The sequence below is a fragment of the Aureimonas sp. SA4125 genome (genome assembly GCF_019973775.1).
In the GTDB taxonomy this organism is placed as follows: domain Bacteria; phylum Pseudomonadota; class Alphaproteobacteria; order Rhizobiales; family Rhizobiaceae; genus Plantimonas.
Window position 1 is genome coordinate 2,387,725 of sequence record NZ_AP025032.1, and the last position, 22,328, is coordinate 2,410,052.

A 22,328-nucleotide genomic window follows, 5' to 3' on the forward strand; every position below is an offset into this window, starting at 1 on the left:
CCTAAACCAGCATGCCCATCGGGCTCTCGATGTACTGCTTGAACGCCGCCATCAGCTCGGCACCGAGCGCGCCGTCGACCGCCCGGTGATCGGTGGAAAGCGTCACCGACATCACGGTGGCGACGACGACGGCGCCGTTCTTCACCACGGCCCGCGGCTCGCCGGCACCGACGGCGAGGATCGTCGCATGCGGCGGGTTGATCACCGCGGCAAAATCCTTGACCCCAAACATGCCGAGATTGGACACCGCCGTCGTGCCGCCCTGATACTCCTCGGGCTTCAGCTTGCGGGCGCGGGCCCGGCCGGCCATGTCCTTGACCTCGTTCGAGATCGCCGACAGCGTCTTCTCGTCGGCTCTGCGGATGATCGGCGTGATCAGCCCGCCCTCGATCGACACGGCGACGCCGACGTCGACGTTCCCATGCTTCAGCATGGCGGTCTCCGTCCACGAGACGTTGGCCGCCGGCACGGCCTTCAGCGCCAGCGCATGCGCCTTGATGATCATGTCGTTGACGGAGAGCTTGTAGGCCGGCTTGTCGCCCTTGTCGGTCTTCGTCACCGGGGCGGCGGCATTCAGCTGGGCCCGGAGCGCCAGCAGCGCGTCGAGCTCGCAATCGATCGTCAGGTAGAAATGCGGGATCGTGGTCTTCGCCTCGACAAGGCGCTTGGCGATGGTCTTGCGCATGCCGTCATGCGGGATCGACTCGTACGAGCCTTCGGCGAAGAGCTTTTTGATCTGCTCGTCGCTCTGCCCCTTCGGCGCGGCGGCGCCTGCCGCGGCCGGGGCGGCAACTTCCGCCTTCGGGGCGTCAGTCTTCGGGGCTCCCTCCGCCTTCGGAGCGGGGCCAGCCTTGGCGGCGGCCTCGACATCGGCCTTGATGATCCGCCCATGCGGGCCGGAGCCTGTCATCGAGCCGAGGTCGACACCGGCGTCCCTGGCGATGCGCTTGGCGAGCGGCGAGGCGATTACGCGTCCGCCCTTGCCGGCATCCGCGGCCACCGGCTTTTCCCGCGGTGCAGCGGCAGGCTCGGCCGGCTTGGCGGCAGGGGCCGCTTCCGCCTCCGGAGCGGTCGCGGCGTCGTCGGCCTTCGGATCGGCCGCGATGGCGCCCTCGGCAGCCGACGCATCCTCGCCTTCGGCCGTGAGGATGGCGATCACGGCATTGACCTTCACGCCCTCGGTGCCGGCGGCGACGAGGATCTTCGTGACCGTGCCCTCGTCGACGGCCTCGACCTCCATCGTCGCCTTGTCGGTCTCGATCTCGGCGATGACGTCACCCGAGGAGACCTTGTCGCCCTCCTTGACCAGCCATTTCGCGAGGGTGCCCTCCTCCATCGTCGGGGAAAGGGCCGGCATCGTCACATTGATCGGCATCGGGCTCTTCCCTTAATCGCGGTAGCAGACGGCTTTCACCGCATCGATGACGTCCTGGACGGTCGGCAGCGCCAGCTTTTCCAAGTTGGCGGCATAGGGCATCGGCACGTCCTTGCCGGTGACCTTGAGAACCGGCGCGTCGAGATGGTCGAAGGCGCGTTCCATCAGCTCGGAAGCGATATGCGAGCCGATCGAGGACTGCGGCCAGCCCTGCTCGACGGTGACGCAGCGGTTGGTCTTCTGGACGGACCGCACCACCGTCTCGATGTCCATCGGCCGGATCGTCCGGAGATCGATGATCTCGCAGTCGATGCCGTCCTTCGCCAGTTCCTCGGCGGCGGCGATCGCGTAGGTCATGCCGATCGAGAAGGAGACGATGGTGACGTCGCGACCCTTGCGGTGGATGCGCGCCTTGCCGATCGGCACGGTCCAGTCGTCGCCCTTCGGCACCTCGAAGCTCTGGCCGTAGAGAATCTCGTTCTCGAGGAAGACGACCGGGTTCGGGTCGCGGATCGCCGATTTCAGGAGGCCCTTGGCATCGGCCGCCGAATAGGGCGTGACGACCTTGAGGCCGGGGATCTGGCCGTACCAGGCGGTGAAGTCCTGGCTGTGCTGGGCGCCGACGCGCGCGGCGGCGCCGTTCGGGCCGCGGAACACGATCGGGCAGCCCATCTGGCCGCCGGCCATGTAGAGCGTCTTGGCGGCGGAGTTGATGATCTGGTCGATCGCCTGCATGGCGAAGTTGAAGGTCATGAACTCGACGATCGGCCGAAGGCCGGCGAAGGCCGCACCGACGCCGAGGCCGGCAAAGCCGTGCTCGGTGATCGGCGTGTCGACGACGCGGCGCGGGCCGAACTCTTCCAGGAGGCCCTGGCTGATCTTGTAGGCGCCCTGGTATTCCGCGACTTCCTCGCCCATCAGGAACACCGCGTCCTCGCGGCGCATCTCCTCGGCCATGGCGTCGCGCAGTGCCTCGCGCACGGTGGTCGTCACCATTTCCGTGCCGGCCGGATAGTCCGGCGCGCTGTCGTCGGGCTCGGGATTGGCCCTGGCGGCGGCAGGCACCTTCGTGCCCTCCGATTCCGACTGGGCCTTTTCGCCGGAAGCTTCGGACGGTGCAGGCTTGGTCGGTGCGTCCTGGGTTGGCTCCTCCCTAGGGCCAGCTGCAGGTGTAGCAGAGGCGCCATCCATCGCCGCGGCGTCCTCGCCTTCGGCGAGCAGGATGGCGATGACGGCATTCACCTTCACGCCTTCGGTGCCGGCGGGAACGACGATCTTGCCGATCGTGCCCTCGTCGACGGCCTCGACTTCCATGGTCGCCTTGTCGGTCTCGATCTCGGCGATGACATCGCCGGCGGCAACGCTGTCGCCTTCCTGCTTCAGCCATTTCGAGAGCGTGCCCTCCTCCATCGTCGGAGACAAAGCGGGCATCAGAATATTGGTCGGCATGTGCCCGGTTCCTCTACTTCGTCGCCTGGGGCGCGATGTCGGCGTAAATATCGGTCCACAGCTCGGACGGATCGGGCTCGCGGTCGTTCTGGGCGTAATCGGCGGCATCGGCGACGATGTCGCGGACGTTCTTGTCCATCGCCTTCAGCTCGTCGTCGGACAGACCGTGCGCCTCGATCAGCCGCTGCTTCACCTGTTCGATCGGGTCGTGGTCCGAGCGCATCTTCTGCACCTCGTCGCGCGACCGGTATTTCGCCGGATCGGACATGGAATGGCCGCGGTAGCGGTAGGTCATCATTTCGAGGATAATGGGACCTGCGCCCGAGCGACAGTGCGCCGCGGCCAGGTCGCCGGCGGCCTTGACGGCGCGCACGTCCATGCCGTCGACCTGGATGCCCGGAATCTTGAAGGACAGGCCGCGATGGGCGAAATTCGTCTCGGCCGAGGCGCGGCTGACCGATGTGCCCATGGCGTAGCGGTTGTTCTCGATGATGTAGACGACCGGCAGCTTCCACAGCGAGGCCATGTTGAAGCTCTCGTAGACCTGGCCCTGGTTGGAAGCGCCGTCGCCGAAATAGGTGAGCGAGATCGAGTCGTTGCCGTTGTAGCGGTTGGCGAAGGCCAGGCCGGTGCCGATCGACACCTGCGCCCCGACGATGCCGTGGCCGCCGTAGAACTTCTTCTCCTTGGAGAACATGTGCATCGAGCCGCCCTTGCCGCGCGAATAGCCGCCGCGGCGTCCGGTGAGCTCGGCCATGACGCCGCGCGATTCCATGCCGGTCGCCAGCATGTGACCATGGTCACGATAGCCGGTGATGACCTGGTCGCCTTCCTTCAGCGCCATCTGCATGCCGACGACGACCGCTTCCTGGCCGATGTAGAGATGGCAGAAGCCGCCGATGAAGCCCATGCCGTAGAGCTGGCCGGCCTTTTCCTCGAATCGCCGGATGAGCAGCATGTCGCGATAGGCGGTCAGCTCCTCCTCGCGCGAGAACTCGCTCGGCGCCGGCGCATCGAATTGTTCGAGGGTGCGCACGACTTCTGCCGCGCCGTCAGGAGCGGCAGCGTCTGCGGCCTCGACGAACTTCTTCTGCTTGATGGTCGCCATCGCGCCCTCCGATCAGCAATGCACCCGGCTGGATGCAAATTTTGCCGGAGTATATGCGGGCACGAGAGCAGAGCAAGCGACGCACAGAAATACACCAGATTTCAGTTAAAATGCTGCTTCGCAGCAATTTTAACCTATTACTGGTTACTTAGCGAAGGACCGCATGATGGTGACTTCGTCCGGGGCAGTATAGCCCAAGAGCCGACGGGCACTCTCGTCGATCATGTCGCGCTCGAGCGTGCCGTCGTGGAGTAGCTGGACGCGGCGTTCGAGCTTCTCGCGCCGCTCGAGGAGCTTCTCGTAGCGCGCTGTCCCCGCCGCGAGGTCGGCCGTCAGGATATCCTTCGAACCGATGCCATATTTTCCGCTCTGCGCGTGGAAGGCGAAATAGGCAAGGAAGCTCAGCGTGATCGCGGGCACGATCAGGCGGCCCATCTTCGAGTTTCTGTGCTGTCTGGTGCGCATCGGTCTCTCCATCCCGCCATGTTGCCAGCGGAGCTTTAAGGCCGGGTTAAGCCTGTCGCGTCGTCGCGACGGGAAGCGCCCGGGGAACTTCGCATGCGTTGAACCGCTCTTTTGACGACGGCGCCGAATCCCGAGCGGCGACATCATTCAAGGCGCCTGCCGATGCCCAATCCTCACGATGACGCCTTCCGGTCCGAAGCGACAGCTGCGATCGAGGCACCCGCTTTGCCGTTGCGAAGACCGCCCGATACCGGCGAGACGCTGTCGGATTATTTCGCCTTCGAGGAGATCTTCGCGCGTGTCCTTGGCACTGCCGATCACGAGCTCGCGGCGTCGAGCAAGTTCCTGTTCTGGAGTGGGCTTGCGGCCGGGCTGGCGCTCGGCCTGACCTTCCTGGCAAAAGTCATCTTCACCCATCATGCCGGAGAGGCGAGCCCCGGCATTCTCGGCAATCTTCTCTATCCCATCGGTTTCATCGTCATCGTCATCGGCCGCTACCAGCTCTTCACCGAAAACACGCTGACGCCCGTGGCTCTGGTTCTCACCAAGCTGGCCAGCCTGGCCAATCTGCTTCGCCTATGGCTGGTGGTGTTTGCCGCCAACATGATCGGCGCGATGATCGACGCGGCCATCGTCGCCTACGCCGAGGTGCTTGAGACGGATGCCCTGAATGTCGCCGTGGAGATGGGACACCATGCGCTCGGGACATCGTGGCTGGGGCTCTTCTCGAAGGCCCTGATCGCCGGCGGAGTCGTCGCCTCGATGGTCTGGTTGATCCATGCCGCGCGCGACACCATGGCCCGCATCACCATCGTCTGGATGCTGATGTATTTTATCGGCGTCGGCGGCTTCTTCCACGTCGTCACGTCGTCCGTCGAGGTCTTCTTCCTCGCCTTCCGGGGCGAAACCTCGTTCTGGGCCCTGTGGCCGCAGTTCATCCTGCCGGTCTTCCTGGGTAACACGCTCGGCGGCATAGGCTTTGTCGCGATCGTCAATTACGTCCAGTTCGGCGAACTCGAGAGCAGCAGCTCGTTGCAGCGTTATGGCGACCGGCTGACCTGGCGGGAATGGATTTTCGGGCGGTCACGGGTGTTTGGCGACGAAAGAGCGCGTGTGGAGTGAATCTGGTCGAGGAAGAAAGCATCCGGGAGAATCCTGACTGCCGAGTGTGATGGTGTGGCCGACCTCCGTGCCGCTTACTCTGGATCTCCCCCGCTTCGTGCGAGGGAGATCAAGTCAGGCCGATGATGCTCCCCCGGCCCTCACAATCGAGAGGCTGATGCCAGCGTCTCCCGCCGTTCAGCGACGGCGCAGGATCGAGCGACCGGCATAGGCCGCCTGGTCGCCGAGTTCTTCCTCGATGCGCAGGAGCTGGTTGTATTTCGCCAGCCGGTCCGAGCGGGCGAGCGAGCCGGTCTTGATCTGTCCGCAGTTCGTGGCGACGGCGAGGTCGGCGATGGTCGAATCCTCGGTCTCGCCGGAGCGGTGCGACATCACCGCGGTGTAGCCGGCACGGTGGGCGACGCTGACGGCATCGAGCGTCTCGGTCAGGGTGCCGATCTGGTTGACCTTGACCAGGATCGAATTTGCGACGCCGAGCTCGATCCCGCGGCGAAGCCGGTCGGAATTGGTGACGAACAGATCGTCGCCGACCAGCTGGCAGGAAGCGCCGATCTGCTCGGTCAGGGCCTTCCAGCCATCCCAGTCGTCCTCGGCCATGCCGTCCTCGATCGAGATGATCGGGTAGGCGGCGGCCAGCTCGCCGTAATAGGCGGCCATCTCGGTGGGCGACAGCTTGCGGCCTTCGCCGGCCAGATCATAGACGCCGTCCTTGAAGAACTCGGTCGAGGCCGGATCGAGCGCGAGGAAGATGTCCTCGCCCGCCTTGTAGCCGGCCGTGTCGATCGCCTGCATCACGAAGTCGAGGGCTTCCTTGGCGGAGCCGAGATTGGGCGCGAAACCGCCCTCGTCGCCGACATTGGTGTTGTGGCCGGCATTCTTCAGCATCTTCTTCAGCGTGTGGAAGACTTCCGCGCCCATCCGCAGCCCTTCCGAGAAGGTCTCGGCGCCGACGGGCATGATCATGAATTCCTGGAAGTCGATCGGGTTGTCGGCGTGGGCGCCGCCGTTGATGATGTTCATCATCGGCACCGGCAGGAGATGCGCCGACGCGCCGCCGACGTAGCGGTAGAGCGGCAGGCCCGAGGAATCGGCCGCGGCCTTGGCGACCGCGAGCGAGACGCCGAGGATGGCGTTGGCGCCGAGCCGGCTCTTGTTGGCGGTGCCGTCGAGCTCGATCAGGATCTGGTCGATGCGCATCTGGCTCTCGGCCTCGAGACCGCCCAGCGCCTCGAAGATCTCGCCGTTGACGGCATCGACCGCGGCGAGCACGCCCTTGCCCATGTAGCGCTCGTCTCCGTCACGCAGTTCCATCGCCTCGTGCGCGCCGGTCGAGGCGCCTGAAGGAACGGCGGCGCGGCCCATGGAGCCGTCTTCGAGGATGACGTCGACCTCGACCGTCGGATTGCCCCGGCTGTCCAGAATTTCCCGTCCGATGATGTCGATGATCGCGGTCATGGCCCACTCCTCTGCTGACGCGTTGGAAGCCTCTTAGACCAGACCTGCGACGGATTGAACTCGTTTCGCGAAATTCCGCGGGCTAGCGGTCAGGCCGCGGCCTCGAAGGCAAGGAAGGGGCCGCCTGCGTCCGCGAGCGGGATGACGAGACGCTCGTCCTTGTGCCGAAAGCTCATACCCGCCTGCCGCGCCCGCTCCTCGACCGGACCGGTCGCGGGAACCGTCAGAACCACGCCCTCGAGGCGCAGGCCACGCTCGGCGCCCCGAATGGCACCGTAGCGTTCGGCGAGCGTCGACCGCATCAGCACCTCGAACTGGACGTTCGCCGCGCCGAGACCGGTCTGGTCATCCTCTCTCGCCACAGGGGTATGGCCACTGGCCGCCTGCAGCAGCGCGACGAAATCGGCAGGGTGTGGCTCCGAGAGGACGAGCCGCGCCATGCCGGTCACGCCATTGGCATGGACCGTCAGCGCCGATCGATCGCCCGGCCTCGCCAAAGCCTGGCAGCAGAAAAAGAAGAGGTCGGGCACCCGCCGGTCGTTCGCGAAGGCGAGACGAAACCCGAGCTCGCGCCTTGCGCCATCTGGCGCCTCGAATATTCGCGCGAACTGGAAGACGTCGCCGTCGGCAAGTCCGGAGGCCCGAAAGGCGCGCCAGTCCGCCTCGGCATCGTCCGATGCGAAGGCGATGCCGGAAAAGCCCGGCGCGCCGCGCCGGAACCGGAAGGCGCCATCGCGAGAGACGAAGACGGCGCCGCCCTGCCCGGCTTCGGCATAGGCCGCGGGATCGCCGATAGCGAGCGGCTCCAGATAGGTGCCGTCGGCGAAGAAGACGCAGGCGTTTTCGGTCCCGAAGGGATGCGCGGCGTTTGGGGCGACGGTAAAGCCGAGGGTGTCGAAGAAGGTGCGCGAAGCATCCAGCGAAGTGACGGGCATGACGATGTGGTCGATGCGACGAGCCGGAGGACCGGCCCCCTGCGTCTGAGCTCTCTCGCCGTTCATCTGCGCAACCTCTTTTTCCAGCCTCGCACCCGGCCGCTGGCCCCGCGGCCCAGCGACTCACGCAGATGCGCACGTGTCGGCTGCTTCTTCTCCCCACCGGAGAGAAATGACCGGCAGGTCGATGAGGGGGGCCGGAGGCGACGACGCGACAGCTCTTCAGTGTGCAATGGCGGGTCTTGCGGCCCGCTCCCCGCTCCCGTCTCGCTGGAGGGGAGAAGAAAAAGCGTTGCCGTTGGCCCGCGACACGGCACTTCGCGACGATCCGTCAGACCAGCCGCGACTGCTCCAGTGCCGCGGCGATGAAGCTTCGGAACAGCGGGTGCGGCTCGAAGGGGCGCGACTTCAGCTCCGGGTGATACTGCACGCCGATGAACCAGGGATGGTCGGGAAACTCGACCGTCTCCGGCAGCAGGCCGTCCGGCGACATGCCGGCGAAGATCATGCCGGCCGCTTCCAGGCGCTCGCGGTAGGCGCGGTTCACCTCGTAGCGGTGGCGATGGCGTTCGGTGATGTCGGTCGCGCCGTAGATCTCGGCGATGCGGGATCCCGGTGCGAGATCGGCGTGATATGAGCCGAGCCGCATCGTGCCGCCGAGATCGCCTTCGCGCGCCCGCTGCTCCAGCTCGTTGCCGCGCATCCATTCGGTCATCAGGCCGACCAGCGGTTCGTTCGTCGGGCCGAACTCGGTCGAATCGGCGTCCGCGATGCCGGCCAGCGACCGCGCGGCCTCGATGACGGCCATCTGCATGCCGAAACAGATGCCGAAATACGGCACGGCATGTTCGCGGGCGAATTTCGCCGCCAGTATCTTGCCCTCGGCACCGCGCTCGCCGAAGCCGCCGGGAACAAGGATTCCGTTCACGCGGTCGAGATAGGGCGTCGGGTCCTCGGCCTCGAAGACCTCGGAGGAGATCCAGTCGAGCTTCACGCGCACCTTGTTGGCAATGCCACCGTGCTGCAGGGCCTCGGTCAGCGATTTGTACGCATCCTTGAGGCCGGTGTACTTTCCGACGATGGCGATGGTGACCTCGCCCTCGGGATTGTGGATGCCGAGCGAGATCTGCTTCCAGCGATCGAGCTTGGGCTTGGGCGCCGGATCGATCCCGAAGGCGGCGAGAACCTCGGTATCGAGGCCCTCGTGATGGTAGGCGATCGGCACGTCGTAGATCGTCGCCACGTCCAGCGCCTGGATCACCGCGCTCTCGCGGACATTGCAGAAGAGGCTCATCTTGCGACGCTCCTCGACCGGGATCGGCCGGTCGGCGCGCACGAGAAGGATGTCGGGCTGGATGCCGATCGAGCGCAGCTCCTTCACCGAATGCTGCGTCGGCTTGGTCTTCAGCTCGCCGGCGGTGGCGATATAGGGCATCAGCGTCAGGTGGATGTAGATCGCACCGTTGCGGGGCAGATCGTTGCCGAGCTGGCGGATCGCCTCCATGAACGGCATGGCCTCGATGTCGCCGACCGTGCCACCGATCTCGCAGAGGACGAAGTCGAACTCCTCGTTGCCGTCGAGGACGAAATCCTTGATCGCGTCGGTGACGTGAGGAATGACCTGGACCGTCGCGCCGAGATAGTCGCCGCGCCGCTCGCGGGCGATGATGTCCTTGTAGATCCGCCCGGTGGTGATGTTGTCCTGCCGGTTGGCCGGACGGCCGGTAAAGCGCTCGTAATGGCCGAGGTCGAGGTCGGTCTCCGCGCCGTCATCGGTGACGAAGACCTCGCCATGCTGCGTCGGGCTCATCGTGCCCGGATCGACGTTCAGATAGGGATCGAGCTTGCGCAGGCGCACGCGGTAGCCGCGTGCCTGCAGGAGAGCCCCGAGGGCCGCCGAAGCGATGCCTTTTCCAAGGGATGAGACCACGCCGCCGGTGATGAAGATATATCGCGCCATGGGGCTTCCAGTTAACTGCTGTGGGTCGATTCGGCCAGTCCGTATCCGGCCGCAAAATGAAACAGGGCGCTTGGAGCGCCCTGCTGGTTACCTGTCGCTCGGGTCCGGCCCTACTGGACCGGCCTCGCCTGCCCGGCCGGCGACGTTGCGGGGGACGTCGCGTCACCCGAGCCGCCATTGCCTGTCGCCGGTGCGGACGGCGCCAGTTCGGCAGGAGCGGCATCCGGCGACGGCGTTTCCGCGGGCGACGTGGCCGCATCCGGAACCGCGGCGTCCGGCGCCGTCGCTTCCGGCTGCACCACCGGCGAGGCGCCGGTGACCGGTGCCGTGCCGGCCGGCGCCGTCGCTGGCAAGTCGCTCGGTGCCGCCGGCGCCGCAGCGGGCGCGTCGGCTCCAACCGCAGGCGTCTCAGCACCCGGTGTCGCGGACGGCGCATCGGCTGCCCCGGATGCAGGCGCTTCGGTCGTCGGCGTGACGGCGTCCGGTGCAGCCGGCGTCGTCGGTGCGGCCCCATCGTCCGTCGGTACGCCGCCGAGCTGGTCGAGCAGGTTGCCGCTGGCGGCGCCTGCCGCTCCAGCCGCACCTGCCGTGCCAGCCTCCGACGCCGGCAGGCGGTCGAGGATGTCGGTCGGCTGCGATCCATAACGGGCCGTCAGTCCGAGAGCGAGCGACGTGATGAAGAACAGGCCGGCGAGAATGGCGGTCGTTCGCGTCAACGCGTTCGCGGCGCCACGCGCCGTCATCAGGCCGCCGCCGCCGCCGCCGATGCCGAGCGCCCCGCCCTCCGAGCGCTGCAACAGCACGACGACGATGAGCGCAACGACGATCATCAGATGAATGATAATAAGGACTGTATCCATGATCAGCTTCGCACACGACTTTTGAGGAGACGCGCGCCTTCTATAGGAGGGTTCGACTTATTCCAAACGCTTTCGCATCAAACGGCGTTCAGGGCGACGGCACGCTCTGGCATATCGCGATGAAATCGGCAGCCTTCAAGCTCGCCCCGCCAACCAGCGCCCCGTCGACATTGCGGGCGCCGAGAAGTTCGGCCGCATTCGACGGCTTGACCGAGCCACCATAGAGGATGCGCACGGCAACGCCAATCTCCGGCCCGAAGCGATCGTTCAAGGTGTTGCGGATGAAGCCGTGGACCTCCTCCACATCGGCGACTGTCGCTGTCTTCCCCGTCCCGATCGCCCAGACCGGCTCGTAGGCGACGACCGTCGACCGCGCCGTCACGTCATCCGGGAGCGAGAGCGCGAGCTGGCGGGCGATGACGTCGAGCGTCCTGCCGGCGCCGCGCTCGTCTTCCGTCTCGCCGATGCAGATCACCGCGACGAGGCCGGCGCGCCAGGCGGCAAGAGCCTTCCCGCGGACGATCTCGTCGCTCTCGCCATGGTCCGCGCGCCGTTCCGAATGCCCGACAAGAACATGACTGGCCCCGAGATCGGCGAGCATCTCGGCGGCGATATCGCCGGTATGGGCGCCGGAGACGCCGGAATGGCAGTCCTGCCCACCGATCGCCACCGCCTTGCCGGCGACCTCGATGGCTTGCGAGATCAGCGTCGCGGGCGGACAGATCAGCATGTCGCAGCGGGCCGCAAGCGCCGCCTGTGCTTCGACGATCCGGCCGAGTTCGGCCAGAGCGGCTCTGTCGCCGTTCATTTTCCAATTGCCTGCGATCAGCGCACGATTGCCCATTCTATCCTCCAACAAGCGTATCGGCGCCCCCGCTGCGCCTGCCTAGCGGCGGAGAAACGCGAAATCAATCATGGTGCCGACTTGCGCGCCGGCACAGCATTTTCCTAATAGAGCGTGAAGCCTGCCGACGCGTCCACCGGCGGGGCCTCCCTCGGTCGTTCGTGGCGACCATGGAGCTGAAATCGCGGACATGAAGACGCTCGCGCCGCGCGGACGTCTGCGGGAGAATCCGATCGATGATGAACAGCCTTCGCAAGAGCGTTTCCGGCGGGGTGGCAAAACTGCTGCTCGGTCTTATCATCATCGCTTTCGTCGTCACCGGCTTCTCCGAGTTCTTCACCGGCAGCTCGTCCAATACGGTCATCACGGCCGGCGAGAGCGAAGTGACGACGGAGGACTACCGCCTGGCCTACCGTCAGGCCGAAGTGCAGCTGTCGCAGGAACTGCAACGACGGCCGACGCGCGAGGAAGCCATCGCGAACGGCATCGACCAGCGTGTCCTCAGCCAGCTCGTCGCCGAGGCCGTCCTCGAAGAGCAGGGCCGCGAGATCGGTCTCGGCCTCTCGGAAGAGCGTCTGGCCCGGCTGATCGCCGACGACCCGTCCTTCCACGACCAGGCCGGCCGGTTCTCGCGCACGAACTTCCGCGATCTCCTGGCCAATGTCGGGATGCGGGAAAACGACTTCATCCGCAACCGCGAGCAAGCGGCCGTGCGCAGCCAGATCGTCGATGCGATCTCCGAGGGCGCGACGGCCCCCGAACTCGTGAAGCAGGCCTTTGGCCTTTACAACGGCGAGCGGCGCACAGCGGACTATCTGACGATCGCGCCCGCCGCGGTGCAGCCGATCGCCGAGCCCGCCGACGACGTCCTGCAGACCTATTTCGACACCAACAAGCAGCGCTATGCGGCGCCCGAGTACCGCAGCATCGCCTATGCCACCCTGACGCCCGAGGCGATCGCCGACCCGGCTGCCGTGACAGAGGCCGAGATCAAGGCGGCCTACGACGCCGACAGCCAGAAATTCACGACACCCGAACAGCGGCGGATCCAGCAGATCGTCTATCCCGACCGACCTGCAGCAGAAGCTGCCAAGGTATCGCTGGCCGCCGGCAAGACGTTCGACGACCTCGCCACGGCGAGCGGCCGCAGTGTCGCCGACACGGAGCTCGGCCTTCTGACGAAGGCCGCGATCCCGGTGCCGGCCATCGCCGACGCCGCCTTCGCGCTCGGTGCCAACGCGGTATCGGACGTCGTCGATGGTACCTTTGGTCCCGTCCTCCTGCGCGTCACCGAGATCCAGCCCGAAATCAAGAAGCCGCTCGCGGAGGTCCAGGAGGACATCCGGAGAGACATATCGCTGCAGGCCGCGAGCGAAAAGGTCCGTGCGGCCTATGATGCCTACGACAATGCCCGCGGCGGCGGCGCCGACCTCGCCGAGTCCGCCAAGGAGGCCGGGCTCGAGGTGAAGACGATTCCCGCCATCTCGCTGGCCGGCCAGACGCCGGAAGGCAGCACCGTCCCCGATCTGCCGGAACAGCAAGAGATTCTGAAGGTCGCCTTCGAGAGCGATGTCGGCGTCGAGAACACGCCGGTCACCGTCGGCTCGACCGGGTTCGTCTTCTTCGACGTGACCAGGATCGACGAGGCGCATGACCGGCCGCTGGCCGAGGTGAAGGATCAGGTCGTTGGCGACTGGAAGGCCGAAGAGACCCGGCGGCTTCTCGGCGTGAAGGTCGAAGATCTGAAGAAGCGTCTGGACGCCGGCGAAACGCTCGACGCGCTGGCGGCCAGCGAGGCCCTGCCGAAGCAGACGGTCAATGCCGTAACACGGCGCAGCGGCGTCTCCGAGATCGGCGCCGATGGCGTCCGCGCCCTCTTCTCCGGGGTCTCCGGCCTCGTCGCTACGGCCGATGCCGCGGACGGTCAGTCGAAGCTCCTGATCAAGGTGACGCAGGTCGCGCCGCCCGCCGATCCGATGTCGAACTTCCCGCAGGGCCAGACGGCGCAGCTCGACTCGATGCTGGCGAACGACTTTCTCCAGTCCTACGTGAACCGCCTGCAGAGCGAGACGTCGGTCGTGACCTACCCGGCGACGATCCGCGCGGTACAGGCTTCGCCGCAATGACGAACACGCTGAAGCCCTTTCTTGCCAAGGTCGCCGGCGGTGCCGCCCTGTCGCGCGCCGAAGCGGAGGAGGCCTTTGGCGTCATGATGGCCGGCGAAGCGACCCCGTCGCAGATCGGCGGCTTCCTGATGGCCTTGCGGGTCCGCGGCGAGACGGTGGACGAGATCGCGGGGGCCGTCGCCGTCATGCGGGCAAACATGCTGAGGGTCGTGGCGCCCGCCGACGCGGTGGACATCGTCGGGACCGGCGGCGACCACGCCGGAACGCTGAACGTCTCGACCTGCGCCGCCTTCATTCTCGCCGGCTGCGGCATCACCGTCGCCAAGCATGGCAACCGCGCCCTCTCCTCGCGCTCCGGCTCTGCCGACGTCCTGATGGCCCTCGGCGTCAAGGTCGATCTCAGCCCGTCCGAGATCTCGCGCGTGATCGCCGAGGCAGGGCTCGGCTTCATGTTCGCGCCGACCCACCACGCCGCCATGCGCTTCGTCGGCCCGAGCCGCGTCGAGCTCGGTACCCGCACCGTCTTCAATCTTCTCGGGCCCCTCGCCAATCCGGCCGGCGTCGAGCATCTCCTCGTCGGCGTCTTCTCGCCGGACTGGCTGATGCCGCTGGCAGAGACGCTGCGTACCTTGGGAGCGAGAAACGCCTGGATCGTCTACGGCGACGGCCTGGACGAAATGACCGTCTGCGGACGCACCGATATCGTCACGCTCCGCGATGGCGTCATCGACCGCTTCCATATCGAGCCCGAGGAACTCGGCCTTCGACGCGCCGACCTTGCCGAGATCAAGGGCGGCGACGCGGAGCACAATGCGGTGGCGCTGCGCGCGGTGCTGGAAGGCGATATCAACGCCTATCGCGACATCGCTCTTCTGAACACCGCCGGCGCGCTGGCCATGGCCGGGCGGGTCGAGAGCCTCAAGGCTGGCCTGGTGCTGGCGCGGGACTCGATCGATTCCGGGCGGGCACTTGCCGCCCTCACCCGCCTCATCGCGGCAACCAACCGGGGCGGCGCGGCATGACCGACATCCTGAAAGCCATCGAGACCTACAAGCGACAGGAGATCGCCGCCGCGAAGGCGGCCCGGCCGGAAGGCGAGATGCTGGCACTGGCGCGCGCCGCCGATCCGGTGCGCGGATTTGCCGACGCCCTCGGCCGCAAGCATGCCGCCGGCGACTTCGCGCTGATCGCCGAGGTCAAGAAGGCCAGCCCGTCGAAGGGCCTCATCCGCGCCGATTTCGACCCGCCGGTTCTCGCCCGCGCCTACGAGCGCGGCGGCGCCGCCTGCCTCAGCATCCTCACCGACGGGCCGTCCTTCCAGGGTAGCCCGGCCTTTCTCATGGCAGGACGCGCGGCGACATCCCTGCCCGCCCTGTGCAAGGATTTTCTCTTCGACCCGTACCAGGTGCTGCAGGCCCGGGCGTGGAACGCCGATGCCATCCTGATCATCATGGCGGCCGTGGACGACGCCTGTGCGGCGGATCTCGAAGCGGCCGCCATCGATCTCGGCATGGACGTCCTCGTCGAGGTGCACGACGCGGCCGAGATGGAACGGGCGCTGACGCTGCGCTCTCGCCTCATCGGCATCAACAACCGCGATCTCAGGACCTTCGACACCGATCTTGCCGTCGCCGAGCGACTGGCGCCGCTCGTGCCGCCCGATCGGCTGCTCGTCGGCGAAAGCGGCATCTTCACCCCGAGCGACTGCGCCCGGCTGCAGCGCGCCGGCATCTCGACCTTCCTCGTCGGCGAGAGCCTGATGCGGCAGGACGACGTCGAGGCCGCCACGCGCCACCTCCTCGCGCGGCAGCCGGTCGGGACCGCCGCGTGAGCGGGCTCACCCATCTCGACGCCACGGGCGCGGCCGCCATGGTGGATGTCGGCGACAAGGCCGAAACCGTTCGCGTGGCGCGCGCCGAAGGGCTGGTGCTGATGGCGCCGGAGACGCTGGCGCTGATCGAGGCGGGAGGCGCCAAGAAGGGCGACGTCATCGCCGTCGCGCGCATTGCCGGCATCATGGCGGCGAAGAAGACCGCCGATCTCATCCCGCTCTGCCACCCCCTGATGCTGGAAAAGGTCTCGGTCGAAATCACCGCCGAACCCGCGCTGCCGGGCCTGCGCGTGACCGCGACGGCGCGCGTCAGCGGCAAGACCGGCATCGAGATGGAAGCGCTGACGGCGGTCAGCGTCGCCTGCCTCACCATCTACGACATGGCCAAGGCCGTCGACCGCGGCATGGAGATTTCCGGCATCCGCCTGCTCCAGAAGTCGGGCGGCCGTTCCGGCGACTGGTCGGCCACCGCGGAGCCGGCGTGACCCTGATCTCCGTCGAGGCTGCCTTCGCCCTCCTGATGGATGGCGCCGTCCCCGTCGAGGGCACGGAGACGATCGGCCTCAACACCGCATACGGCCGCATTCTCGCCAGCGATCTGGCTGCCCTCCGCACCCAACCCTCCTTCGCCGCATCGGCGATGGACGGATACGCGCTGCGTGCGTCCGACGCGACCGCCTCCGGGTCGCGCCTGCGGGTCGTCGGTGAATCAGCCGCCGGGCGCGCCTTCGGGGGGCGCCCCGGCCCTGGCGAGGCCGTCCGCATCTTCACCGGCGCGCCTGTGCCGGAGGGATGCGACGCCATCGTCATCCAGGAAAACGCCGACCGGGTTTCGGACGGCGAGGTCCTGCTTCTGGAGGCCGCCGTCCCCGGACGCCATATCCGCAGCGCCGGTGCCGATTTTTCCGCCGGCGCCGTGCTGCAGCCGGCGGGGACGCGCCTGTCCGCCGGGGCGATCGCGCTGGCTGCCAGCGGCGGATACCCCGAGGTGTCGGTCCGACGGCGTCCGCGCATCGCGGTGCTGGCCACCGGCGACGAGCTCGTCCTGCCCGGCGAGAGCATCGGTCCGTCGCAGATCGTCGCGTCGAATTCCTATGGCGTCGCGGCGATGGTGACGTCGGCCGGCGGCGTGGCCCTCGACTACGGCATCGCGCGCGACGATGCCGCCGAGATCGGCGGCTTTCTCGACCGCGCCCTCGCCGAGCACGTCGACATCTTCGTCACCATCGGCGGCGCCTCCGTCGGGGACCACGACCTCGTCGCCGACGTGTTCGCGCAGAAGGGCGTCACGCCGGATTTCTGGAAGGTCGCCATGCGTCCGGGCAAGCCGCTGATGGCAGGTCGCATCGGCTCGATGCGACTTGTCGGACTTCCCGGAAATCCCGCGTCCAGCCTCGTGGCGGCGACGCTCTTCCTGAGACCCCTCGTATCGACGCTGGCCGGATGCCCGAGCGCTCCGATGTACCGCAACGCCGTTCTCGGCACCGATATGCCGGCCAATGATCTGCGTGCCGATTTCATCCGCGCGACGCTTGGCGAGAGAGAGGCCCTGACACCGGTCGTCATGCCCATCACACGCCAGGACTCCTCCCTCCTCTCGGTCTATGCCCGGGCCGACGTACTGCTCCGGCGCGAGCCGTTCGCGTCCGCCGCAAGAGCCGGCGACCCCTGCCGCTACATCCTGCTCGACTGAGGCAGTCGCGCCACCGCCCCTTGCGGAACACAACTAGAACAGATAGGTTTGTTCAGGTTTTGTTTTATAGGGATTCTCACCGATGCTGACGCGCAAGCAGCACGATCTGCTGATGTTCATTCATGGACGGTTGCAGGAAGTCGGCGTGCCGCCGTCCTTCGACGAGATGAAGGATGCGCTGGACCTCCGGTCGAAATCCGGCATCCACCGGCTGATCACCGCACTCGAAGAACGCGGCTTCATTCGCCGCCTGCCGAATCGCGCTCGCGCGCTGGAAGTGTTGCGACTGCCCGATTCGGTGACGCAGATGCCGAAGCGGACGGCGTTCACGCCGAGCATCGTCGAGAACTCCCGGGCCCGCACCGAGCCGGTGGCCGAAGTCGCCTCCCTGCAGAAGCGCCCGCGCGCCGTCTCCAACGAGAACAGCGCGGTCGGCATTCCGATGATGGGTCGCATCGCCGCGGGCGTTCCGATCGCCGCGATCCAGAACAACACGCAGCAGATCTTCGTGCCGCCCGACATGCTGGGTGCGGGCGAACACTTCGCCCTGGAGGTCAAGGGCGACTCGATGATCGAGGCGGGCATCCTCGACGGCGACACCGTCGTCATCCGGCGTGCCGACACGGCGACGCCTGGAGACATCGTCGTCGCCCTCGTCGACGAGGAGGAGGCGACGCTGAAGCGCTTTCGCCGTCGCGGCAACACCATCGCCTTGGAAGCGGCAAACCCGGCCTATGAGACCCGCATCTTCGGATCGGACCGGGTCAAGGTCCAGGGCCGCCTCGTCGGGCTGATTCGACGGTACTGACAAACGCCGGGGCCTCTCGCAGGACATCGCGCCTGCCCGCCGGTGCATCCCTCCCCGGTTGCGTCATGGAGACGAGGATGCAGCCGATGCGGGCTGGGCCAACGTCGGTGTAGTCTGCCGGCCGTCAGGCGTGATCCGCTCGCCTGCGGGGCTGACGCCGAGGAGCGAATCCGCCGGGTCCGATTGCGCCGACGAGTCCGGCTGTGCCGACGAGTCCGGTTGTGCCGACACGTCTGGTTGCGATGACACCGCGGTCGAGGGGTTCCGCCAGGTCTCCGGCCAGGGTGCGTCGCGGTGGCGATTCCAGGGCTCAGGCGCGGAATCGATCGATGCCACCTGGCGCGGCCCGGGGCCATCGCCGTAGACGGCGATCGAGCCGCTTCGGCGCAGGGTCTTGAGCGTCAGCAACATCGCGCCGGAGCGGCAGGCATCGAGCCGGATGGCGCGCGCCACGATGGCGACATCTCCCTCGTCGCAGGCCCGGCCGGTTTGCCGATAGTCGTCGGTCCAGGTCACCCGGATACCGCCTCTCGTCGTCGCACGGCAGAAGGCCATCGGCCTTTGTCGTCGCGAACTGGCGATTGTCGTGGGTTTTACGCCAGCGGACTGAAAGGTCTTTGCCCCGGCGGGCGGAAGGCCTGGCGCCGTGGCATTGTCGGCGGTCGGAGCAGAGTCGGCGGCGGCCGTGACCCTGGCGGGGAAATTTGACCCTTTGTCCGGGGCCGGTGAAAGCGCTTCGCATTGAAACGAGAGCGCCGGCCGGCCAGCCGGCGCCTCGAAGCCAGCACCCGGCTGTTCCGGAAAGGCCCTCACCCACTGCTCCTGCACGAAGGCATTCGGCCGCGGCAGCCGGGGGATGAGACGATGCGCCTCATCGATCATCGCCACCTGCCGGCCGTCCTCGAAGACGAGGAGGTCCGGCCGCGTCGAGCGGTCGGGCGCAAGGAGGAGGCCAATGGCGGCAAGTGGAACGGCGACCCAGCGCAGGCGGCTGGAGAGGAAGCAGAGGAAGGCGAGCGCGAGGGTCAGCGCGAGGAGACCGCTCGCCGTCATGATGCCGGTCGGCTCGTCCGACAGACGATCGTGCAGGAAATGCGCGATCTCGAACACCAGCGTCAGCCCGTATCCCATCAGTACCAGCAGCGGCGAATCGAGACCCAGCGGCATCGCCACCATGGCGATCAGCGCCAGGGGCATGATCCAGAACGAGAAAAGCGGCACGGCGAGAAGGTTGGCGACCAGGCCATAGGGCGCGACACGCTGAAAATGATAGGCGGCATAGGGCGCCGTCGCGGCCCCGGCGATCAGCGACGCTGCGCCGAGGCCAACGAGGAAGAGCAGGGTACGCGTCGGCCAGGCACGCGACCTCCGGTCTTCCTCCCGCGTCGCCCGCCACCGCGAAAATCCGCCGTAGACGCCGACCAGCGCGGCCGTCGCGCTGAAGGACATCTGAAAGCTAGCCGTCATCAGCGCATGCGGTTCGAGCGCGAGGACGATGATCGCCGCGATGGCGACATTGCGCAGCGTCAGCGCGGGCCGGTCGAACAGCACGGCGAGAAGCACGATCGACAGCATGACGAAGGAGCGATCGGAAGCGATGTTGCTGCCGGAGAGGAGGAGGTAGAAGCCGGCGATGCAGAGCGCCACGACGGCGGCGATCTTCTTTACCGGGAGCATCAGGGCGCACCAGGGGATCGCGGCCAGGATCACCCGGACCACGGCCATGGCAAAGCCTGCCACGAGCGCCATGTGGAGGCCCGAGATCGACAGGACATGCGACAGGCCGGTGGTGCGCAGCCAGCTTTCGACGTCGTCGGGAATACCGGCCCGGTCGCCGGTGATCAGCGCCGACGCGACGGCCCCTTCCGCGCCGCCGATGCTGCTGCGAATACGCGCGCTGACGTCGAGGCGCAGGCGCAGGATACGCTGGCCCGGCGACAATTCCGTCGGCGGGGCCGCCTCATCAGCCCTCTCGGGCGGTCCGAGGGCAAAGCCGGTGGCGCCGAGCCCGGCGAAGAAATTGCCGAAGGCAAAATCGTAGCCGCCGGGATAGGCCGGCCCCGACGGTGCGCGCAGCCGAACGAGCCCGCGATAGCGGCCGCCGATGCCGATCGGCTCGTGGCGGCTGGAGACGAGGATCTGGACGCGCTCGGGCGCGCGCGACAGATGTGGCCGCTCGGTCCCGGTGATATCGACGCGATAGCGATAGCGCCCCTTGGCGTCCTGGTCGCGCCAGGCGACGGTACCCTCGATCCGTACCGTCGCTTCGCCGGCAAAGATCGTCGTGCCCGTGCGCTGCATTTCCCACGCCGCAAAGCCTAAACCGGCAGCAGCCGCGGCAAGCGCTACGATAAAGGTTTTTGCGGCAGACCGTCCTGCCAGGCGACTCCCTAGCAGCAGCATGACCGTGAAGAGCGCCAGCAGGCAGAGGGAGGAAGGCGTCGGACCCGAGAAATAGGCTCCGATCCCCAGCATCAAGGCGGCCGGGATCATAAAGAAGCCGGTGCGCTCTCCCGCCTCTATATCGACCTGGCGCGACAGCCATTCGGAAATGCCGTCCCTCGCCCTGGCAAGGTGCTGTCCGAGCGTGAGCCTCGGCCGCACTGCGCCACGCGCGGTCGCCGACCGATCGCCGATCCCACCCTCGCGCCCGCCCTCGGCCGCACTCATGCGCGCCCTCGCCGCCTTGTCTCTCCCCCACCCTATGCTACACAGCCGCAGGAAAATGACGATCCGAAAACGATCGCCTCCGGGCGAGTGGAGACCTGATGACGAAACCCGTCGTGACCCGTTTCGCGCCCTCGCCGACCGGCTTCCTGCACATCGGCGGCGCCCGCACGGCCCTGTTCAACTGGCTGTATGCGCGGCGCATGGGCGGCAAGATGCTGCTCCGAATCGAGGACACCGACCGCGAGCGGTCGAGCGAGGCAGCTGTGGTGGCGATCATCGAGGGCCTTGCCTGGCTTGGCCTCGACGCCGACGAGCCACCGATTTCGCAGTTCGAGCGCGCCGCGCGTCACCGAGAGGTCGCCGAGGAAATGGTGGCGGCCGGCAAGGCCTATTACTGCTATGCCTCGCAGGCGGAGCTCGACGAAATGCGCGAGAAGGCCCGCGCGGAAAAGCGCCCGCCCCGCTATGACGGGCGCTGGCGCGACCGCGATCCGTCCGAGGCACCGGAAGGCGTCAAGCCGGTGATCCGGCTCCGCGCGCCCCAGGAGGGCGAGACCGTCGTCCACGACCAGGTTCAGGGCGAGGTCCGCTTCCCCAACCGCGATCTCGACGACATGGTGCTTCTGCGCTCCGACGGCTCGCCGACCTACATGCACGCCGTCGTCGTCGACGACCACGACATGGGCGTCACCCACATCATCCGCGGCGACGACCACCTGACCAATGCCGGCCGCCAGACGCTGATCTATCAGGCGATGGGCTGGGAAGTGCCTGTCATGGCGCACATCCCGCTGATCCACGGCGAGGACGGCGCAAAGCTATCCAAGCGCCACGGCGCGCTCGGTGTCGATGCCTATCGCGGGCTCGGCTACCTGCCCGAGGCGCTCCTCAACTATCTCGCCCGTCTCGGCTGGAGCCATGGCGACGAGGAAATCATGTCGATCGGGAACATGATCGCCTGGTTCGACATCACGGACGTCAACAAGGGCGCCGCGCGCTTCGACTTCGCCAAGCTGAACGCGCTGAACGGGCACTATCTCCGCGCCGCGCCCGACGCCGATCTCGTCGACCTCCTGATGACCGAGCGCGACCATCTGCCGAATGGCGATATCCTGAAGCAGAAGCCCGACGCAGAGACAATTGCTCTCCTGTCGGCCGCCATGGCGGGATTGAAGGAGCGCGCGAAAACCCTCGTCGAACTGACTGATTCGACATCCTATCTCTTCGCCGCGCGCCCGCTGGCGATGGAGGACAAGGCCGAGGCGATCCTCGCCGAAGGCGGCCGCGCCATCGTCAGGGATCTCGCGCCGATGCTTGCGGCGGTCAGCGACTGGAGCGCGATTCCGCTCGAGGACGCCGTACGCGCCTATGCCGAGGAGAAAGGCCTGAAGCTCGGCAAGGCCGCGCAGCCGCTGCGTGCCGCGCTGACAGGGCGCACCACGTCACCGGGCGTCTTCGACGTGCTCGCCGTGCTCGGCCGCGACGAAGCGCTGGCGCGGCTGAAGGATCAATCGATCTGACTGGCAATTCAGCAGATTGGATCGCAGTGCGGCGCAATATGTTCACCTGCTACGCAACTTGTCCCCTTTCCGGGATTGGAGTAGGCAGGTTCCATCGAGGTGTGCGC

General features: G+C 67.0%; 17 protein-coding genes and 1 pseudogene. 8 read left to right on the top strand and 10 right to left on the bottom strand.

Going from position 1 to position 22,328, the window contains the following annotated elements; translation table 11 throughout:
• Position 1: 1 nt before the first annotated feature.
• The 4 genes from Sa4125_RS11070 to Sa4125_RS11085 form a co-directional block, all read right to left on the bottom strand.
• Complete coding sequence (locus Sa4125_RS11070) at positions 2–1,375, bottom strand: pyruvate dehydrogenase complex dihydrolipoamide acetyltransferase (protein WP_224007142.1); 1,374 nt, start codon at positions 1,373–1,375, stop codon at positions 2–4.
• A gap of 12 nt (positions 1,376–1,387) precedes the next feature.
• Positions 1,388–2,824: a pyruvate dehydrogenase complex E1 component subunit beta gene (locus Sa4125_RS11075; protein WP_224007145.1), complete on the bottom strand. Its 1,437-nt coding sequence runs from the start codon at positions 2,822–2,824 to the stop codon at positions 1,388–1,390.
• A 13-nt stretch (positions 2,825–2,837) separates the two neighbouring features.
• A complete protein-coding gene (pdhA, locus tag Sa4125_RS11080) occupies positions 2,838–3,782 on the bottom strand; it encodes a pyruvate dehydrogenase (acetyl-transferring) E1 component subunit alpha (RefSeq protein WP_267461376.1) in 945 nt (314 codons plus the stop codon).
• A gap of 294 nt (positions 3,783–4,076) precedes the next feature.
• A complete protein-coding gene (locus Sa4125_RS11085) occupies positions 4,077–4,397 on the bottom strand; it encodes a septum formation initiator family protein (RefSeq protein WP_224007151.1) in 321 nt (106 codons plus the stop codon).
• Between the two features lie 225 nt (positions 4,398–4,622).
• On the opposite strand from Sa4125_RS11085, the gene Sa4125_RS11090 reads away from it, so the two are divergent.
• Positions 4,623–5,519 carry a formate/nitrite transporter family protein gene (locus tag Sa4125_RS11090; protein WP_224007154.1) on the top strand — a complete coding sequence of 299 codons (897 nt, stop codon included), beginning with the start codon at positions 4,623–4,625 and terminating at the stop codon, positions 5,517–5,519.
• A gap of 177 nt (positions 5,520–5,696) precedes the next feature.
• Here Sa4125_RS11090 and eno read toward each other — a convergent pair whose 3' ends face one another.
• The 5 genes and pseudogenes from eno to tpiA form a co-directional block, all read right to left on the bottom strand.
• Positions 5,697–6,974 carry a phosphopyruvate hydratase gene (eno, locus tag Sa4125_RS11095; RefSeq protein WP_224007157.1) on the bottom strand — a complete coding sequence of 426 codons (1,278 nt, stop codon included), beginning with the start codon at positions 6,972–6,974 and terminating at the stop codon, positions 5,697–5,699.
• An 89-nt stretch (positions 6,975–7,063) separates the two neighbouring features.
• Entirely contained in the window at positions 7,064–7,975 is a 912-nt protein-coding gene (locus Sa4125_RS11100; protein ID WP_224007160.1) for a VOC family protein, read from the bottom strand.
• 265 nt (positions 7,976–8,240) lie between these two features.
• On the bottom strand, positions 8,241–9,869 hold the full coding sequence (locus Sa4125_RS11105) for a CTP synthase (RefSeq protein ID WP_224007163.1): 1,629 nt from the start codon (positions 9,867–9,869) through the stop codon (positions 8,241–8,243).
• Positions 9,870–10,198: 329 nt separating this feature from the next.
• Positions 10,199–10,729, bottom strand: a pseudogene (gene secG / locus Sa4125_RS11110) (preprotein translocase subunit SecG); the annotation flags it as partial.
• 88 nt (positions 10,730–10,817) lie between these two features.
• The gene (tpiA, locus tag Sa4125_RS11115) at positions 10,818–11,573 is read right to left on the bottom strand and encodes a triose-phosphate isomerase (protein ID WP_224007166.1); all 756 of its coding nucleotides are present in this window, start codon (positions 11,571–11,573) and stop codon (positions 10,818–10,820) included.
• A 236-nt stretch (positions 11,574–11,809) separates the two neighbouring features.
• On the opposite strand from tpiA, the gene Sa4125_RS11120 reads away from it, so the two are divergent.
• From Sa4125_RS11120 to lexA, 6 genes are all read left to right on the top strand, one after another.
• Positions 11,810–13,699, top strand: coding sequence for a SurA N-terminal domain-containing protein (locus tag Sa4125_RS11120; protein ID WP_224007168.1), 1,890 nt, complete (start codon positions 11,810–11,812; stop codon positions 13,697–13,699).
• Positions 13,696–14,721 carry an anthranilate phosphoribosyltransferase gene (gene trpD, locus Sa4125_RS11125; RefSeq protein ID WP_224007172.1) on the top strand — a complete coding sequence of 342 codons (1,026 nt, stop codon included), beginning with the start codon at positions 13,696–13,698 and terminating at the stop codon, positions 14,719–14,721. The genes Sa4125_RS11120 and trpD overlap by 4 nt, the downstream gene beginning before the upstream one ends.
• A complete protein-coding gene (gene trpC, locus Sa4125_RS11130) occupies positions 14,718–15,530 on the top strand; it encodes an indole-3-glycerol phosphate synthase TrpC (RefSeq protein WP_224007175.1) in 813 nt (270 codons plus the stop codon). Before trpD ends, trpC begins: the two co-directional genes overlap by 4 nt.
• On the top strand, positions 15,527–16,015 hold the full coding sequence (gene moaC, locus Sa4125_RS11135) for a cyclic pyranopterin monophosphate synthase MoaC (protein WP_224007178.1): 489 nt from the start codon (positions 15,527–15,529) through the stop codon (positions 16,013–16,015). The genes trpC and moaC overlap by 4 nt, the downstream gene beginning before the upstream one ends.
• Positions 16,012–17,223 carry a gephyrin-like molybdotransferase Glp gene (gene glp / locus Sa4125_RS11140; protein ID WP_224007181.1) on the top strand — a complete coding sequence of 404 codons (1,212 nt, stop codon included), beginning with the start codon at positions 16,012–16,014 and terminating at the stop codon, positions 17,221–17,223. The genes moaC and glp overlap by 4 nt, the downstream gene beginning before the upstream one ends.
• An 82-nt stretch (positions 17,224–17,305) precedes the next feature.
• A complete protein-coding gene (lexA, locus tag Sa4125_RS11145; RefSeq protein ID WP_224007184.1) occupies positions 17,306–18,031 on the top strand; it encodes a transcriptional repressor LexA in 726 nt (241 codons plus the stop codon).
• 63 nt (positions 18,032–18,094) lie between these two features.
• On the opposite strand, the gene Sa4125_RS11150 is transcribed toward lexA, so the two are convergent.
• On the bottom strand, positions 18,095–20,701 hold the full coding sequence (locus tag Sa4125_RS11150) for a ComEC/Rec2 family competence protein (protein WP_224007188.1): 2,607 nt from the start codon (positions 20,699–20,701) through the stop codon (positions 18,095–18,097).
• A 98-nt stretch (positions 20,702–20,799) separates the two neighbouring features.
• Here Sa4125_RS11150 and gltX point away from each other — a divergent pair, with 98 nt between their 5' ends.
• Complete coding sequence (gltX, locus tag Sa4125_RS11155; RefSeq protein WP_224007191.1) at positions 20,800–22,221, top strand: glutamate--tRNA ligase; 1,422 nt, start codon at positions 20,800–20,802, stop codon at positions 22,219–22,221.
• Positions 22,222–22,328: the final 107 nt, after the last annotated feature.

Coding starts and splice junctions, on each gene's coding strand:
- Sa4125_RS11070 (WP_224007142.1), bottom strand. CDS start 1,375: ATGCCGATCAATGTGACGATGCCGGCCCTTTCCCCGACGATGGAGGAG.
- Sa4125_RS11075 (WP_224007145.1), bottom strand. CDS start 2,824: ATGCCGACCAATATTCTGATGCCCGCTTTGTCTCCGACGATGGAGGAG.
- pdhA (WP_267461376.1), bottom strand. CDS start 3,782: ATGCTGCTCATCCGGCGATTCGAGGAAAAGGCCGGCCAGCTCTACGGC.
- Sa4125_RS11085 (WP_224007151.1), bottom strand. CDS start 4,397: ATGCGCACCAGACAGCACAGAAACTCGAAGATGGGCCGCCTGATCGTG.
- eno (WP_224007157.1), bottom strand. CDS start 6,974: ATGACCGCGATCATCGACATCATCGGACGGGAAATTCTGGACAGCCGG.
- Sa4125_RS11100 (WP_224007160.1), bottom strand. CDS start 7,975: ATGAACGGCGAGAGAGCTCAGACGCAGGGGGCCGGTCCTCCGGCTCGT.
- Sa4125_RS11105 (WP_224007163.1), bottom strand. CDS start 9,869: ATGGCGCGATATATCTTCATCACCGGCGGCGTGGTCTCATCCCTTGGA.
- tpiA (WP_224007166.1), bottom strand. CDS start 11,573: ATGGGCAATCGTGCGCTGATCGCAGGCAATTGGAAAATGAACGGCGAC.
- Sa4125_RS11120 (WP_224007168.1), top strand. CDS start 11,810: ATGATGAACAGCCTTCGCAAGAGCGTTTCCGGCGGGGTGGCAAAACTG.
- trpD (WP_224007172.1), top strand. CDS start 13,696: ATGACGAACACGCTGAAGCCCTTTCTTGCCAAGGTCGCCGGCGGTGCC.
- trpC (WP_224007175.1), top strand. CDS start 14,718: ATGACCGACATCCTGAAAGCCATCGAGACCTACAAGCGACAGGAGATC.
- lexA (WP_224007184.1), top strand. CDS start 17,306: ATGCTGACGCGCAAGCAGCACGATCTGCTGATGTTCATTCATGGACGG.
- Sa4125_RS11150 (WP_224007188.1), bottom strand. CDS start 20,701: ATGAGTGCGGCCGAGGGCGGGCGCGAGGGTGGGATCGGCGATCGGTCG.
- gltX (WP_224007191.1), top strand. CDS start 20,800: ATGACGAAACCCGTCGTGACCCGTTTCGCGCCCTCGCCGACCGGCTTC.